Origin of the sequence: Rheinheimera texasensis DSM 17496, from assembly GCF_000711985.1 — a bacterium.
GTDB classification, from domain to species: Bacteria; Pseudomonadota; Gammaproteobacteria; order Enterobacterales; family Alteromonadaceae; genus Pararheinheimera; species Pararheinheimera texasensis.
Genome location: NZ_JONU01000008.1, coordinates 1 through 16,799, shown reverse-complemented (window position 1 = coordinate 16,799; position 16,799 = coordinate 1). Strand labels below are relative to the sequence as shown.

The window sequence follows — 16,799 nt, the reverse complement described above, 5'->3', positions numbered from 1 at the left end:
AATAACTTGATCAATTAATATTTTGATAAGTAAATTCTAAAATTCAGACCTTATTCCAATCCTTCCCTCTTACGCGACCAGTCTGGTAATAAGTAGAAACCTGCTCGATGTAGTCTTTAAAGTCTTCATTTTCCGCCACAATTCTATTCACTGATTGCCAATCAACTTCTTGCCTTGCTTTGGCTGGCAACATCATTTCGCTTTCGCTTGGATTTTCAGGATTAAGCAGAATCACACCAATTCCGTGTAACGCAGATAACATGCGTAGCTCTAACTCGACATTCGCATCGGAAATCGAGGTTGCGACTAAATAGCCTTCATTCGCCCAACTGGAGTTACTAACTGCTTGGAAAAAACTCTTGCGGACATTTGAACTTGAGAGCTCTTTTTTAACTTCGAACGACCATAATCTAACACTCTGGCCTGCACCTTGTTTTACACAGCTACGCACAAGTTCATTCCAGTCTTTATCTACTGGCTGCATGGCCACAATATCTGGATGCAACCATTGATTGCCACCACTGCCACGAGAATTTTTTGAACGTTTCTCATCGATACGCATGCAAAAAAGTTTGAGTTCTGATTTAAGGTATTCAATGAGGATTGGGTAAAGCTGATGCTCTGAAAAACCTTGTTCGACTAGTGTTGGCGTCTCATCAACTTCATCTACTTCTTGGTAAACCGCATCAGCAGCATCAGTAAAATTTTCTGCGTCATACCAATAGACACGTGGTCTTGGCTTATCTTGCCAAAACACATGGTTGTCACCATTAACGATCTGTTCTTTGCGAGAGCCAATTTCAGCAACAATTTGTGCAATAAATGAATTGTCATCCACAAACCGAGGATTATTACGCTTTTCGGCATAATCTTCTGGATATCGTGCAACTATCGCTTCGGCGATCTCACGAGCAGTGAATCTCTGAGCAGAATTTGCTTTGAGAAATTCGATAATTTTTTGTGTTTGCGACAACTTAGACATTCAAAATCCTTTTAGAAAATTGCACATGTTAAGACTCTGTTTTAATGTTTTTTATGCTTCTTGAAGTTCTCAGCCTGTTCAAAAATCTCTTTGTAAACTTCATCACGGTCTATGGGTGGATAACCCCATTCATCTAGTAAAATAATTAAATCAAAATGTAATTCGGCTTTGATGTCTTCACGTTTATTCCAGTCAGTGTATTTGGCTTTGTCGTCAATGACCTTTTTAACTTCTTTCGCAAGTTCAAGTAACTTATCTTCTGGATACGTGAAGTCATACTTATGCGCTAACGTAACCAAAATGTCGTAAAAAGCCTTCTCTTCAAAATCAATTCCTAGCTTGCTAAACGAAGCCATTTCTTCACGAAGTTCGTTGTAGAGTTTAATGATCTCATCAGAAAAGTCTTTGATCACTTCTGAACGAAGCACGTTCTTCTCGTCACGTTCATTGTATTTTTCAATAAGCAAATTCATTTTTTTAGTGAAGTCGACACCTTTGACTTTATTAGTCTTTTTTAGCTCACCAATCGCCTTTGCCAACATCTGTTGTAGTAATTGCAATTTAGTATTGGGTTGCTTGATTTTTTCAAGCTTGGCAAGATAGTCGTCATCGAAGATATCGATTTCACCGCCGTTGGTTTCACCAAGCTTGAAGAGTTGCTCAACACCATCGCTAATCAACGCTTTTTTAACCAACTCACGAACTTTCTGATTCATTTGTTCTAAATCAGGTGCTCCACCCGTTGTCAGCTTGAAGACGATACTGCGAACCGCTAAGTAATAATGGATCTTGTCTTTATGATGCTGTGTTAACTCGCTACTTCCAACACAAATGTCGTAAGCCGACTTCAACCGCTTAGTGAGATCCATGAAAGTCTTCTCAAGTTTTTTACTGGTTAATACCAAATCTGCAGATGCATTTAAACATTGCAATTGCTCAAGTGGCGAACCGGAAAAATATGGTTGAGAATCAAATTTATGGAAAAGAGATTCAAGTAAACTTAAGTGGTCTTTAACGACAATTACAGATTTGGAAATGTCTTCAAGGCTTTGGCTTTGACCTGATGTATATTGCGATAAAGCTAGATTCATCTGCTTTTTGATGCCGATGTAGTCAACCACAAGGCCACTTTCTTTGCCTTCAAATTTGCGGTTAACGCGAGAAATGGTCTGAATCAAACTATGTTTTTGCAGAGGCTTATCAATATAGATGGTATCAAGGAACGGCACGTCGAAACCTGTCAGCCACATGTCTACAACAATCGCGATTTTGAAATTAGATTTTTCGTTTTTAAATTGTCTGTCTAATTCCTTGCGATATTCTTGGTTACCAAGGATGTTCCACAGTTCTTTTGAGTCGTCTTTATTACGAGTCATGATCATCTTTACCCTTTCCATGGGTTTGACTTTTTTCATGTCGTTCTCAGTCAAGACTATGCCATCATCGCAAACTTTTACTTCTTTCCATTCAGGCCGAAGCTCTATCAACTCTTTATAAAACTTAAAAGCAATTTCACGACTACTGCAGACAAACATTGCTTTGCCTTTCTGTGTCGTACCTTCTTCAACTCGCTTTTCATAATGTTCAACAAAATCTTTAGCAATAGCTTGAATACGATCAGGATCGCCCAAAATGGTCGACATACTCGCCATCTGCATTTTGCTTTTATCTACCTGATATTCATTTGTACCAGCAGCTTCGCAGTCCTTATAATATTTTTCAACTTCATCGAGCTGTTTACCATCAAGAAGTACTTTTGCGGCACGTCCCTCATACACAATACGAACTGTAATCTCATCGTAAACAGATTCAGCCATGGTGTAGCTATCGACTATTGCGCCGAATACATCCAAGGTTGCATCGATTGGCGTACCGGTGAAACCGACATAAGTCGCATTCGGTAGTGAATCGTGTAAGTACTTAGCAAAGCCATATGTCTTACGCACGCCTTGCTCAGTCACAGTGATTTTCTGGTCAAGATTCACTTGGCTGCGATGTGCTTCGTCAGAAATACAAATGACATTAGTTCGTTCAGTTAATAACTCGATGTCCTCTGTAAACTTATGAATGGTTGTAAGAAACACTCCACCACTCTTTCTACCTTGCAACAGCTGGCGTAACTCAGCACGGCTTTCGACGCTGACAATATTTTGATCACCAATAAATGACTTAGCGTTAGTAAATTGACCAGATAATTGGTCATCTAAGTCAGTGCGGTCGGTAATCAAGATAATTGTTGGGCTACCGAGCTCAACATCTTTCATAAGCAACCGACTCAAAAACAACATGGTGTAACTTTTACCGCAACCAGTAGCACCAAAATAAGTACCGCCTTTACCATCACCGTGTATTAGCTTCCCTTCGTTATCAAAGCGTTTCATCTGCTTCTTTACGTTAGCGAATAACTTAGTGGCTGCGTAATACTGTGGATACCGACAGACGATTTTCTCGTTACGACTGGATGTGTCAGGCAGATATACAAAATGACGAATAACTTCAGTGAGCCGTTTTTTGTTGAACAAACCGCTTACCATAGTAAACAGCGAATCTATGCCGTCTTTCTCTAGCTTTTCCTCGCCTGTAACTTTACGCCACGAGTAATAAAACTCATACGGAGCAAAATAAGAACCCATTTTGGTATTCACACCATCACTAATGACACAGAGTATGTTGTACTTAAAAAGCTCAGGAATATCTCGGTCGTAGCGTGTGGTTAGCTGTTTATAAGCATCAAAAATGGTCGCATCTTCACGAATAGCGCTTTTGAACTCAAATACAACTAGAGGTAGGCCATTAATATAGAGTATGCCATCAGGAATTCGCAGCTCGTAGCCTTGTATTTCCATCTGATTGACGATACGGTAAATATTGGCGTCTTGTTTAGGCAGATAATCCGGGATTGTTTCAGATAGCTTCAATGCAAATGCTTTTACAGCATCCTGACTTTCAGCTACTGATTCAAAATCGATTAACTGAATATACAAGTCTTTTCTACTAGCATCTTCACGCTTTAATACAAAACCGTCCGATACAAACTTCATGATCGTTTTATTCGTATCATAAAGATCTGACGCCGGAAGATATTCCAACTTGTGAATAATATGCTCAATTTCAAAAGCCGTAATGCATTCTTTTTGGTAACGTTTTGCTAGAAATTCACGAAGATCAGCTTTAATCAGCACATCCTCTGGTGCACGCTTTATATCCTCACCATAACTATGTGAGTAGCCTTCTTTCCCTAGCAGCTGGATCACAGCATGTTCAAGTTTTTCTTCAGTGAATTTCATTTATTACGCCCTAGACATTCTACCTTCGATAACGCCCATCAATGATTTACACAATCTATCAGACAATTGATTCAACTCGATATTTTTATCTATTCTGCCTGCTATTGAATTAAATAACTGCAATGTTTTATCATCTGGATAGATAAGATTTTGAGACTCCATAAGGCCTTTTGTTATATGAGAAAATATTGAACCGGAGCCTTGCTCGCTTACCTCACCAGTTACTCTTCGCAGATGGTGATAAAGGAATAATTTTGCGTCCAGATTAAAACAATCCATTCTCCAGATATGATAATGATAAATACTCTTCTCTTGCCTCCAGATAAATGGACCAAAAGTTGCTGACCAAGCAAAAATTAAATCGCCATTGGATACATACTTATTTTCTGGCAAAGTCATATCAGAATAAATCCATTTATTACCACCACTAAGGTTTTGAATCCGAATTATCTTAGTTCCACTTTCCCGATACTCACCGTCTTTATACGCTCTGCCATTTATTACCTCACAAATTTCAGAAATTCTTTTTACGTTCCAAATACTCGGTATATCTATACCTAACACTTTTGAAAAAGACATTTCACCACCAGATGTTTTATAGGGTTTTCCCTCTAATTCTGGTTGCCCCATCGAAAACGCATGTTCTTTTGAGATTGGAAATTCAAAATCAACAAACCACTGTTTGAATATGGATTGTGCGGTCAGTTCTAATACTTTTGTTATATTTTTATTCAGTATAATCCGGTAATTTACGACATTGTACTCACGGACGATCTCACGCTGAATTTCGATTGAAGGAACTGGTAGTTCTATATCGCACATTTCGTCCCATTCAAAAATCTCGCGAACAGAACCATGAGATTTGAACCTTGCATATCGATCAAATTCTGGTCTTCTGAACCACATCATCAGATACTCAGGATCTAATTTTTCATGATCAGTAATTTCAAAAACTGTGTAAGCCTGTGATACAAGTGCCTTATCATGAGATTGCAGCATAGCAATAGCAATTTTATCGCCTCTTCTTGAGGTATCAGGTACATAGGTAAACTGATTTATTTTAACTATTTTATAACTTCTAAAATCAGTTCCAACTGTGTTTGCTACAGAATCTATAAATATTTTTTGTGTTGACACACCTAACAAATGGTCTTTAGAGTCTTCTTTATTTCGAACATCAACAATTCGTATAAATTGACCAAGTTTTTTATAGTTTGATCTCATAGCCCAGCTCTTTGAAAACATTTAATAACTCATTTCTTGCCTGAGATTCTTTACGTAAAATTTCACGCATATCATGCTGGAGTAAATTCATTTTTTCATCAAAGTCGATATTTTCATCTCGATTCGAAAATTCTATATATTTACTTGGCACTAGTGAGTAATCGTTCTTAGCAATTTCATCTTTTGTTGCTGAGTAACAATATTCAGCAGTATTCTTGTAATTTTCTTGACTACCGACTTGCTGCCAGCTGTGGAAAGTATCAGAAAAATCTCTAATATCTTGCTCAGAGAACTGTGTAAATTTTTTCTCGAATGGCTCACCGCGTTGGCGGAGATCCATAAACAATACTTCACTTTCTCGGTTTCGATAATTCCGCGTTACATCCTCGTGAGGAACGACTCGAGCTTTTTTATTCTTGTTTAAAATCCACAAAGTGACACTGATATCGGTGGTATAAAACATGCTACGAGGCAGGATGATTATGGCTTCAACCAAGTTGTTTTCTATTAACTTTTTACGTATAGCTTTTTCAGTCCCATCACCGGATAACGCACCATTTGAAAGAATAAAACCAGCAACACCATTCTCAGAAAGCTTAGAAACCATATGCAAGATCCAAGCATAGTTGGCGTTACTGGTTGGAGGCGTGTCATAGCCACCCCATCGAGGGTCATCGACTAGTTCATCCGAGGCACGCCAATCTTTCTGGTTAAAAGGTGGATTTGCCATAATAAAATCGGCTTTGAGCATTTCATGCTGATCATTTGCAAAAGTGTCTTTTGCCGCAGCCCCCAAATTGGCAGATATACCTCGAATGGCGAGGTTCATTTTCGCTAGTTTATAAGTGGCACTAGTGTATTCTTGGCCATATACCGAAATGTCTTTTTTATTGCCTTTATGATTTTCAATAAATTTCAGTGATTGCACAAACATACCGCCCGAACCACAACATGGGTCATAGATTTTGCCTCTGTATGGCTCAATCAACTCGGCAATCAAATTAACGATGCTTTTTGGTGTATAGAATTCTCCTTTGCCTTTACCTTCAGCAATAGCAAAATTCGCAAGAAAATATTCATAGACACGCCCAACTACATCTTCATGCGGATTCGCTAAGGTATCGATGTTGTTGATAACATCGATCAAAGCTGCAAGCTTAGAAACATCCAAACCTAATCGCGAGAAGTAGTTATCTGGCAAAGCACCTTGTAAAGCTTTGTTGGTTTTTTCTATGGTACTAAGAGCACTATCGATTTTTAAGGCGATGTCTTCTTGTTTAGAATTTTGCTGAATAAAGCTCCAACGACTTTCTTCTGGCAAATAGAACACATTGTCTTTTGTATATGCGGCTAGAACATCGATGTGTTTTTCTAAACCTTGAGAAACCAATTTTTGACGTTGCTGCTCAAACGTATCGCTGATGAATTTTAGAAAAATTAGACTTAAAACAATGTGTTTATACTCAGATGACTCTACGCTGCCACGTAGCTTATTGGCCGCATCCCACAAAGTTTCTTCGAACGATTTATCGTTTTTCTTTTCTACTGTTTTTTTTGCCATTTGTTGTTGGTCTTCCTAAAAGTTAGGTTTATAACCAGGCGCTAGGTCTAAATTACTAACGCCGTATAAAGTTTCGATATTCTTTAACCAAAGATGATTCTCTGGCCCCAAAAGTAGATGAGCACTTGAGCAGTCAACATTCCATAACCTTAATAGGTAGCCTGCAGTTGCAGCGCGCACTTCTACTGTCATGACACCGCTTGTCATACCGTAATCAAGTTCAATAGCTTCACGATGAGTAATACGAGGATGAGGCACTAGCTGCAACTCGACAAAACGATTCCACTGACGATCTTGCTGCTGTTTCTCGCTTTCAACTAACTCTGAATATGCTACAACCTTTGCTGATTTAACTCGCGTTAAGACAAAATCCCTAAACTCGTTACTTTTACGATCAAAGGCACGAACATGCCAGCGCAAACCGTTATCAACCAAAGTGTGTGGCACTATTTCACGTGAGCTCTCACCACTAGATAAAGAAACGTAATTAATAAGCAGTGCTTTACCTTTGTGAATGGCCTCAGTTACTTTAGCGACGATATCTAAGCTTGGTTTATTCAAATGGTATGGTGCTTCGCATGCCATTGGCGGTTTTAAATGACCAGTAAACCCATCACCAAAACCTTGGCTGATGGTTGCCAATGTACGCACCACATCATAGGTAAATAGTGGTATGAAAGTTTCAGTTTTAAGATGCACACGCAACTTCTCGTCATAGAAGATATTGGATGGTGCCAACTCTTTATAACGCGCAAAATCTTGAGTCGCGACTGAAGGTGCAACACCAAATCGATCTGTTACACAGCTACGTCTGGCCTCACCGTTAAATAACAGTGTGAAATCGATATGTGCCAAACGCTCACGCTGTGCTTGGGTAAGTGATTCTAAATGGGTTGATTGCATCAATTGCTGCAAAGCTTCCTTTATTACGTCTGAAACGACAAAGCTAGATGTATTAGATAACCTAACTTTTTTTGTTAGGTATCATCCTATCAGATGAGATTTTGGTTTGCTAGTGAGTGTTACTATTTTAGAAAATTTTGTAGAATGAGGGCTCACTTTTCGTGAATAATTAAATGAGGCAGCTTAGTTTTAAACTGCCTCGCGTGTGAAACGTGATGTGATAATGGCAATGGATGAGTACATAGGAAGGGAAAACATGAATTACATTACGCGTCTTCAACAAGCGTTCAATCGTACAAAACAACTTGGATTGAGCACAGAATGCAATCCATTCCCACTGAAACCTAGTCTTCCACAAGAGATTTTGCAGGCCGTATTTCAAATGTCTGGTGAAGTTCTTTATGCACATGGATATGTGAAATCGTCTGACTTAGCATCTAAATGTGCTCAGGTTCATCTGATGCTTCAACAAGTACTAATACAGATAATGCAGGTTAAAAGTTTTATTACCATCGGTGATAGATTTTGGCATGACTATGTTTACTGCGAAATGTCTGACGAAGGTATCGTTAATGAACTTCGTAGTCCAAAAATCAATGAGCCATCAAAAGCACATATTTGGTTAACGCTTGTCGATGGAACAATTTTAGACTGCACTGCAGAAGCTCATGCCGACATTCTGTTTGACCGAGGTGAATTTCCTTCCCATCAATCTATTATGGTCGTGCCACCTGATCAGCAGGAAGATGACAAAAAAGGCTACCATCGTCCATTTTTACTTGGTGCGGATTTTTTGCTTAGGACTGGTACGATTTACAAAATTTAAAAGATTGGAAGTTAAATCTTAAAAGGTGCCATCCGTATATGAGTTCAAGCTTGCGTTGCTTAACCGAAACGTCATTGTTTGTCCTTGAATTTTTCGATAACTTTGAAAAGTTGGCAACTGGATTTAACAACAGCATTGATAGTGCTATGTTTATCTCTAGACTTGGGTATCAATACGAGCATTTGTCATCCCAATTTCTTCATTTAGTTTTTCTTGTCTCCTAAGCGCCTGTTCCAGAATAGCGTTTGCATAGGCTCTGACGCCTTCTGGAACATTCAAATTGTTGGCTGTTGAGCTAGCACGTACTATATCCTCAACATTTCTTGCAGTTTGACCAATTTGTTCGTTTTGCCATTGAGTTATATTCCGATGTTCGCGATCACTCGCATAATAAATATCACTTATTGCACCAACCGCGCCTTCAAGAGAAATGCTAACAGGAGAATTAACTGCGACATTTTTAATTATCAAAGAGTTTTCATCGTTTAACTCATTTACAAGGACATACTGGTCGCCATCGCGATAAAAAACAACAGGTCGGTGATGGCGACTGATGGCCTGCCAAAACTTTTTAGCTGAGTCTTCTTTTTCCACAAATATTTCAAATTTATCAAAGTCTGAATACTCAATAGCCTTCTTTGGAAATACATCAGCGGACGATGTAGCCACAACAAGACTGTTTGGATCGAGACCATCTGAAATAAGCGCACAAATACGTTCGACCAGCACAAACTTTTGGTAGTTGAACTCGGTCTGCTGGAGATAATGTGTAATTGCCCATGCAGGAAGACCTTCTTTTCCTTGAAAAGTTATTCTTGAACGATATGACATATCTTTCTCTTTAGCATGTTAATCTGTGGTAGCAATGAATCTCTTACAAATTAGATGTTCACTGACATTATTTTTATTGATATTTACATCTGAACTAAATTAATCACCAGAACGCGATTACTACACATCGGTGGTAGAGTTTCTTCTTCCGCTACTGCAAAAATCTCGCAACATTTGACCGATAGAGCGCCGAAATTCCATGTGATTACCACTAAATAAGGCCATGTTTAAACATCTCGCGTAGATTTAGAACGAAATGTGTACTCGATATTCTGTTCAACTGCTTCTAAATCAGCAATAACAAGCTCGTCGACACCATTAGCTATGCTACAAAGCTTTTGATAAATCGGCGTACCAGTAATCACCACTTTTACCAGCTGTGCAGACCACTTAATTGAGAGTTGCTGGTTATCTGAACCTGAACCACTCGTATAAGTTAGGATTAAACCGAGATAACCAAGCCAGTCAGGAAATCGACAGTTCTTCGCAATCGCCAATAAGTCAGCATCAAGACAATCTTTTAAGATAGCCTGCTTTTGTTCCTTGCTAAGACGGTATGGAAATTTACCAAGTGCACTAAAGTCAGTATTTTTGGCATGAACTTGCCAGTCAGGATCAGCTGGTGATGAACCTTTAGCCATCTCCAAAAACGCATACCGGAAATGCATATGGCCGCAAGTACTGCATGAGAGTTTCCAGCACCAATTCTCCTGTGAGGCTAGTTTGCAAAGTTGCTCGAACTGATTCACATGATGACCTTTCCTTGTCTATTTATCAGGTAAAATACCAATAGCGAAATAGTTCTGTCTAGCTTATATGAGCATATATCCAAGGCGGTAAAACGAATCCATGATTTTGGAGCACTGAATAAGATAGCTACTGTACTAAACTGCACAGTTAAAGATTTCCTAGCCGACCGTAACGACAAACAACCATCACTCTTAGTTCGTCCTAATAACTTTATTTCTCAATTTTAAGGCTATTATTGTCTGGCTTTTGAGGTTTGGGTCATAGGAACACTTCTTGGTTTAGTCTGCTAACGCAGACTGAATGCGCGAGCAAATGCTCGCGCATCTTTAACCTAAACAAACTCCACTAACGTTTCATCCAATTTATCAAGTATGTTTAACTTTTTTTGATCTGGTTTAGATTTACGGAACACAGTTTTGTTGGCTTTAACAATTGTAAGTGTATCCATTGGTCGGCTAAGTGCTACGTAAAGGTTACACAACTCATCTTGAGCATTAGTAAAGCCCATCCAACTAAACCGTGGATCAATAACATAAACATGCTTTGATTGAAGACCTTTAGCGCTATGGAACGTCTTAACAGGCTCTGAAACCAAACCAACATTTTCTTTACCAAAGATCTTTTCAAAATGCTGCATCTGCTTTCTAAAGCGGCATAGGATAAAACATTCGTGTTTTTTGAAACCTCTGAAATCAATATCCCTCTTAACCCAAGCCGCAGCCTCAGCGATATCATCTGAAATATGTACACGCGGCTTAGTGCCGTTCTTTACTCCACCATCCGATCCACGACTTATAACTGGTTCCAAGGTTTTGCAGATTCGAGTTCTGACGTAGTTAGTAACATCTACAATCGGCTGTGTTGAACGATAGTTGATCAGCAGTTTATAAACTTTAAGCTCTTGATCATTTAACTCCGCAGGAATTGCACCACGCCATTGATAAATTGATTGAGCGCGATCACCAACAACAACGATTTTGACACCATACTTTTTAAGTTTTTTAAGAATATCCCATTGAGTGGCGTTGAAATCCTGAATTTCGTCAACGAAAAGATATTCCATTTTTCCAATGAATTTTTTTGCCACTTTTTTATTCTCTAGAAGCAAAGCGACCTGCTCAATAACACCATCAAAATCTTCTTGCTTAGATATCTTCTTAAACCGAGCGTATCGATTAATAACTTTTTGAATGACTTTTCTGTGTTTAAGAAGATTCTCATTGACCTTTTTAATACTAACTTCTAGATCAGGATTAATCCGATTACGATAATAAGAAAAAACTTTAAATACGTCTTCACCAGTGATTGCCTCTTCGCTTTCGCCTTGCGGCATAATTTCATCAAGAAATTTTTGCATGATGGCATGAGACCGTTGATTATCAATTAACTTATTAATGATATAACCATTGTTTTCTAGAAATAGCTTGCACCATCTAGACATTGTTTCAACAGTTACTTTATTAGATGAAAGTGCTCTATTAAGACTTTCAAAAATATCTTTGACACTGGCATTGGTAAACGACAAAACAGTTGTTTTTGATTGATATCGCTTGCCATTTTTTTCAATGATGTCAACTATTAAAGCTGTTTTACCCGCTCCTGCACCGCCTTCGATAAAGGTTATTTTAGAATCATCTATTGTAATAGACTCAGGATTCTCAATCAGACGATTGCGAGCGGCAAGTGATAAAAAACCTCTGACTTTTGCCGAAGAATCACTATAGTTGTATCCATTTGAAGGATCATCGGCTATTTTTAGTGGATCTGTAATTACATCAAGTAATTCATCCATTTTCTTTGTTGCAAACTTCTGCAATTTGTTCTCATCAAACTTATAATATAAATCTGATTCCTTTGTTGACACATTATTTTTTAACCACTCAACAACCTTATTAATATTATCTATATTCTTGTCTGCAATCACTTTCTCTAGTAGATATTCTGGAACCAATTTTAGAAGAGATGGTTTAATGTATCTTATGCTAGCCAGCAGGCATCTTACATTTGATATTTCACTCAATTTGAAGGGGTTAGGATGTGCAATTTGGCGAGCCTCAGATCGCGTAGTAGAAGGATTTTTTAAATATAATTTACTAAATTCAGGTTCCTCTTCAAGAAGATCCTCTACTTGATGCCCATCTACTTTTTCGCCATGAAACTTAAGAAAAGAGCTAAACTCTTTTAAATTTTTATCGTAGTGAATTGTGTTACTTCTCTCTCTGATGCCTAAATACGCAGTTTGTGATATGCCTTCTTCAGGAAAGCTCGCACCATTCTTAACCCTTTTATCTGCTGTAATAGCAAAGCAAAATAGCTGTGACAATCCGAATAGATTAATACCAACGTCAAAGCGACTAACCATCGCATTTTTCATTACTGTGTAGAATCTATTATTCTTAAGAACTGATTTGATATGCCAAAAGGCCAAAGAAATTTCAGATAGAGTGAACCTTGTTGGTATTAGGCTAATAAACACATTATGTAATAGATGATCTCTACCGACGTTTTTTTCGTGTGACGGGTCACCAATAAAAACCTCAATGCTTCTATAGGCATCTCCGCTAAGAATAATAGAGTAACGATGAGTGTAGTAACTTCTATTATCAGTATTTTTTAAGTAACTATTGATGTTAGAAAGATTCCTGCTCTCTTTAACGGATATAAATTCTCTTCTCGACTTAGTTTTTACGTTAACTAGCCCATGGCGATTGTCCGTTAGTAATTCAATCTCTTTACTAGTGACATTCAGATACAATCCCAAATAGTCAACATCAACAAAATCTGAATCAAAAGACTCTATCAATTCATTAAGGATGGAATCTTGATATTCACAAATTGAATCATCCTTGATTAAATTCAATACTTCATCCAGATCATTGGTGTATCTCAAAGCGTTAGAATCTGTGCAGGAAGAAATTATTTTATCAAATTTATAATTAAAACCTTCAGGTTTTGACGATCTAGATAGTTTAAAAAAGTCAGAATTTAAAGTTAATTTGGAAATAGAATCACGCATTAGACACCTCTAGGCCACATACAAATGTTAAACTAAGCCACTTATAGTCATAATTCTATAAACACAAAGAAACATGACATTATAAGCGGATACTGAACTAATCGAGGTGTGTCAAAAACAGCTAATTACAATACGCAGCTAAAATGTTATAATAAGCTCAAATTAAAACACCCTTCTCCATACAATATTTACAGTTTTCAATTTCTAAGAAACCTCCACGTTTTATATAAATCTGTCTTCGATATAAATGAATTGATATCAAAGCAGAAGGAAAACAATATGATTAGAAAACAAAGAACAGGCTTTGAGTTCTTAGCCTGCAGGTATGCTATTGGCGTTTTGCAGAATGATGATTTTCAAGAGTTGGAAGAATGCATCCATCGTTCAAGCTTGGCGCGTCTATCTGGTAATAACGCACTACGTAATCCGAAGCTTAGCTTTGAGCAATGTGTGGCGAAGCTAGCAATTGCGGATAAGTCAGTGAAATCAACACGGTTGGTTGAACACAATGCCAACTTTTTGATCGAGTGTTTGTCGCTACCTGCCAATGCGTTGGAGTTAGTGACTTTTGTCTTGGTACTCAATGCGCATCCACCACTAAGGCATATCTTGTCTGCAGTGGAGGCCAATGATTTGCATGATCAATTAGAAGTTTCACTTTGTGAGCAGCTGGCCATCGATGTTGATCAAGCACGTCAAGTGCTAACAACCTTATATGGTTTTGGCCTGCTAAAAGCTCAGAGCCTGATGCATCCATCAGATCTGGAGATACCAGAACATTTACGGTTACAGCTACGTAAAACCAAGATATCTAGCAAAGAGGAATTGCTATCTGCAGTATTGATTCAGAGTGATGTTGCGGCCTACAAGATCAATGAATTTCCGCACATAAACAGCAATCTTGTGTGCAACTATCTGGAAAATGCAGTACTTGCTGAACTAACCGGAATAAATGTTCTTTTTTACGGCTCGCCTGGTGTAGGTAAATCAGAGTTTGCACGTGCGTTGGCCGACCATTTATCTCGTTATTTATTCGAAGTTCGCGCAGTCACTGTCAAAGATGGCCAAGTAGATGACGACGAACGAGTACTGAAGATTGATAAGCAACGTCTGTCTTATCTGCAATTTATCAACCAAATGCTGGATACCAGTAATCAATCCATGTTGTTAATCGATGAATGTGAATCACTGTTTCTATCTGCTGATTTACAGTATTCGAAAGAGCAACTGCATCGGTTACTGGAGAAGAACAAGGTTCCAAGTATTTGGATAACTAACCATGTTCACTGCATCGAAGAGAGTTTCTTGCGTAGGTTTAAGTTGGTACTGGAATTTCCGCAACCCACACGTCAAATGGTGCAAAAGTTGGCTACTGATGCTTTTGCAGGTTTAAAGGTATCCAACAAGTTTGTTCAACAATTGGTGCCAACAGCCAACTTATCACATGCGCTGATAGCCAACGCTGCGCATGTTGCTAAAACCATTGGCACTAAAGGCAAAGAAGCAGAACAAATCATTATGGATGTTGTTGAGTCTAGCTTGAAAGCTGCAGTTCTTTGGCAGGACAAACCAAGTTATGAGCAAGCGCTTGATTTCGATATCTCACTGTTAAACATCAAACAGCCTGCAGCTGAACTTGAACAAATCCGTTACGCGATTGAACGAAATGAACCTATTCGCGTTTTACTCAGCGGTCCTGCAGGTACTGGCAAAACAGCGTTTGCACATTACATGGCACAACAGTGTCAGCGTGATATCAATCGTGTGAAATGTTCAGACGTTTTAGACAAGTATGTTGGTGAAAGCGAAAAGAATGTGGCTCGGCTATTCCAGACAGCACATCGAGACAAACAGATATTGCTGCTTGATGAAGTCGATTCACTGTTAAGTAGCCGTGAGCGCTTAAACAACCAGTATGAAATTCAACTGGTAAACGAGTTACTGACGCAAATGGAGTGTTTTACGCAACCGCTATTTGCTGCAACTAACTTTGATTCGTTACTGGATAAAGCTGTGTTGCGACGGTTCGACTTCAAATTGGATTGCGATTACCTGAAAACGCATCAAGTACAGCAGTTATATAAACAACTACTAGCAGTTAAAACGCTGAATGCAGCAGAGCAATCACAACTCGAAAGACTGCGAAACCTCACAGTTGGAGATTTTGCAATTCTCGCTCGGCGGATCAAGTTTCTGCCAGAACAAGACCATCGTTCATCAGCACTGCAACTGTTGAACGAAGAAAACAAACGCAAGGCCATCAAACCACAAATCGGCTTTATCTAAGCCAAAGGAAAACATCATGACCACAACATTATTGAGTTCGCTCAAGGCTATCGCTCGTCCTGAAATCGTCAAATCACCAGTTTTGGCCAAACGGATGAAGCTAATTGAACGGCTAGAAGAACAGTTAGCAATGGTAAATGCAAAGCTAGCGAATCAGCCTTTTAGCTTTTTTCGTGAGAAAACAGTTACCGATCCAACTACCGGTGACAAACACATCAAACAAATACCACGAAAAGTTCGTCAGTGGTTTTTTGACGATGCTGACCACTTTTATATTGAGGTGCGTTTTGCCGGAAAAACATTTGAAGTTGAAAGTGGCAAGCCAACGATTGATGTTGGTGCTTTGAGTAATCTACCTGCGCTTATTGCGTTGCTTATCGAAGCAGTCGAGAAAGGCGAACTCGATCTGTTTCTTCGAAGCACTGATAGCAGTGATAGCTCCGGACAAATCAATAATTTGGATAGTGAAACTGTTCAAACATCGACCAAGCCAAAGACTGCTCGCAAATCCTAAATCGCTGCAGCAGCAAACTCCTCTTTATTCCAACTAAGAACGAACTCATCAGCCTGAACAAGTGCTGCTCTTAAGGTCGTTCTTATAAAACGCAAAACTGTAAATATAAGGAAGGAAATGATGAAAACAATCACATCCACCAAACTGCCGCTTAATCCAAAACTGGCAGAACAACTCGCAAGCTTCATCCCAAAAAGTTTAACGGATGAATCCGTTGTACTGAATTTTCGCGACAGCAACTATTCACCTGAAACAGGTGGTTACCATCCAGTAGAAATTAGTCTTCGACGATTAACCAGCAATCAGTGGCAAATTTCATACATTACTGATTTCTGTTTTGTTGGCCAAGGTGACTTTGCTGAATTGGCAAAGTGCCTCGATTTTGATGTCGGCCAAAACGTCTATCAGGACTTATACCAATGCACTGAGTTAAGTGTAGGTATTGAGATGTTTAAGCTGTGGCAAACCAACTTTATGGCTTACCTAAAAATGGAGGTGTTTGAAATTACAGCGTCAAAGTTATAACCGCTTACGAATGCCAAAACTGTAAATCCAACAATGCGAACGGTAGCAGCGCTACTGAAAGCGAAACTGTAAATCCAACGAAGCAGACGGTAGC

General features: G+C 38.7%; 12 protein-coding genes. 4 read left to right on the top strand and 8 right to left on the bottom strand.

Annotated features, from left to right (window positions below):
* Positions 1–43: 43 nt before the first annotated feature.
* Genes Q399_RS0105970 through Q399_RS0105950 form a run of 5 tightly spaced genes read right to left on the bottom strand, consistent with a single transcriptional unit; the run spans position 44 to position 7,969 of the window.
* Positions 44–982: a COG2958 family protein gene (locus Q399_RS0105970; RefSeq protein WP_031566675.1), complete on the bottom strand. Its 939-nt coding sequence runs from the start codon at positions 980–982 to the stop codon at positions 44–46.
* A gap of 41 nt (positions 983–1,023) precedes the next feature.
* A complete protein-coding gene (locus tag Q399_RS0105965; RefSeq protein ID WP_031566672.1) occupies positions 1,024–4,269 on the bottom strand; it encodes a type I restriction endonuclease subunit R in 3,246 nt (1,081 codons plus the stop codon).
* A gap of 3 nt (positions 4,270–4,272) precedes the next feature.
* A complete protein-coding gene (locus Q399_RS21865; protein ID WP_084164176.1) occupies positions 4,273–5,493 on the bottom strand; it encodes a restriction endonuclease subunit S in 1,221 nt (406 codons plus the stop codon).
* Complete coding sequence (locus tag Q399_RS0105955; protein WP_031566667.1) at positions 5,477–7,054, bottom strand: type I restriction-modification system subunit M; 1,578 nt, start codon at positions 7,052–7,054, stop codon at positions 5,477–5,479. Before Q399_RS0105955 ends, Q399_RS21865 begins: the two co-directional genes overlap by 17 nt.
* Positions 7,055–7,069: 15 nt before the next feature.
* Positions 7,070–7,969 carry a WYL domain-containing protein gene (locus Q399_RS0105950; RefSeq protein ID WP_479691987.1) on the bottom strand — a complete coding sequence of 300 codons (900 nt, stop codon included), beginning with the start codon at positions 7,967–7,969 and terminating at the stop codon, positions 7,070–7,072.
* A gap of 244 nt (positions 7,970–8,213) precedes the next feature.
* On the opposite strand from Q399_RS0105950, the gene Q399_RS0105945 reads away from it, so the two are divergent.
* On the top strand, positions 8,214–8,783 hold the full coding sequence (locus Q399_RS0105945; RefSeq protein WP_106388970.1) for a hypothetical protein: 570 nt from the start codon (positions 8,214–8,216) through the stop codon (positions 8,781–8,783).
* A gap of 156 nt (positions 8,784–8,939) precedes the next feature.
* On the opposite strand, the gene Q399_RS0105940 is transcribed toward Q399_RS0105945, so the two are convergent.
* The 3 genes from Q399_RS0105940 to Q399_RS0105930 all read right to left on the bottom strand — a co-directional run bounded on the left by Q399_RS0105940 (position 8,940) and on the right by Q399_RS0105930 (position 13,380).
* Entirely contained in the window at positions 8,940–9,614 is a 675-nt protein-coding gene (locus Q399_RS0105940; RefSeq protein ID WP_031566659.1) for a hypothetical protein, read from the bottom strand.
* 227 nt (positions 9,615–9,841) lie between these two features.
* Positions 9,842–10,261, bottom strand: coding sequence for a hypothetical protein (locus tag Q399_RS0105935; RefSeq protein ID WP_157836243.1), 420 nt, complete (start codon positions 10,259–10,261; stop codon positions 9,842–9,844).
* Between the two features lie 434 nt (positions 10,262–10,695).
* Positions 10,696–13,380 (bottom strand): UvrD-helicase domain-containing protein, encoded by a 2,685-nt coding sequence (locus Q399_RS0105930; RefSeq protein WP_084164174.1) that lies wholly within the window; start codon positions 13,378–13,380, stop codon positions 10,696–10,698.
* 279 nt (positions 13,381–13,659) lie between these two features.
* On the opposite strand from Q399_RS0105930, the gene Q399_RS0105925 reads away from it, so the two are divergent.
* The 3 genes from Q399_RS0105925 to Q399_RS0105915 all read left to right on the top strand — a co-directional run bounded on the left by Q399_RS0105925 (position 13,660) and on the right by Q399_RS0105915 (position 16,705).
* Complete coding sequence (locus tag Q399_RS0105925) at positions 13,660–15,666, top strand: AAA family ATPase (RefSeq protein ID WP_031566652.1); 2,007 nt, start codon at positions 13,660–13,662, stop codon at positions 15,664–15,666.
* Between the two features lie 16 nt (positions 15,667–15,682).
* Positions 15,683–16,180, top strand: a complete 498-nt coding sequence (locus tag Q399_RS0105920) for a DUF6641 family protein (protein ID WP_211253217.1) — start codon at positions 15,683–15,685, stop codon at positions 16,178–16,180.
* Positions 16,181–16,300: 120 nt separating this feature from the next.
* Positions 16,301–16,705, top strand: a complete 405-nt coding sequence (locus Q399_RS0105915) for a DUF2787 family protein (protein ID WP_031566648.1) — start codon at positions 16,301–16,303, stop codon at positions 16,703–16,705.
* Positions 16,706–16,799: the final 94 nt, after the last annotated feature.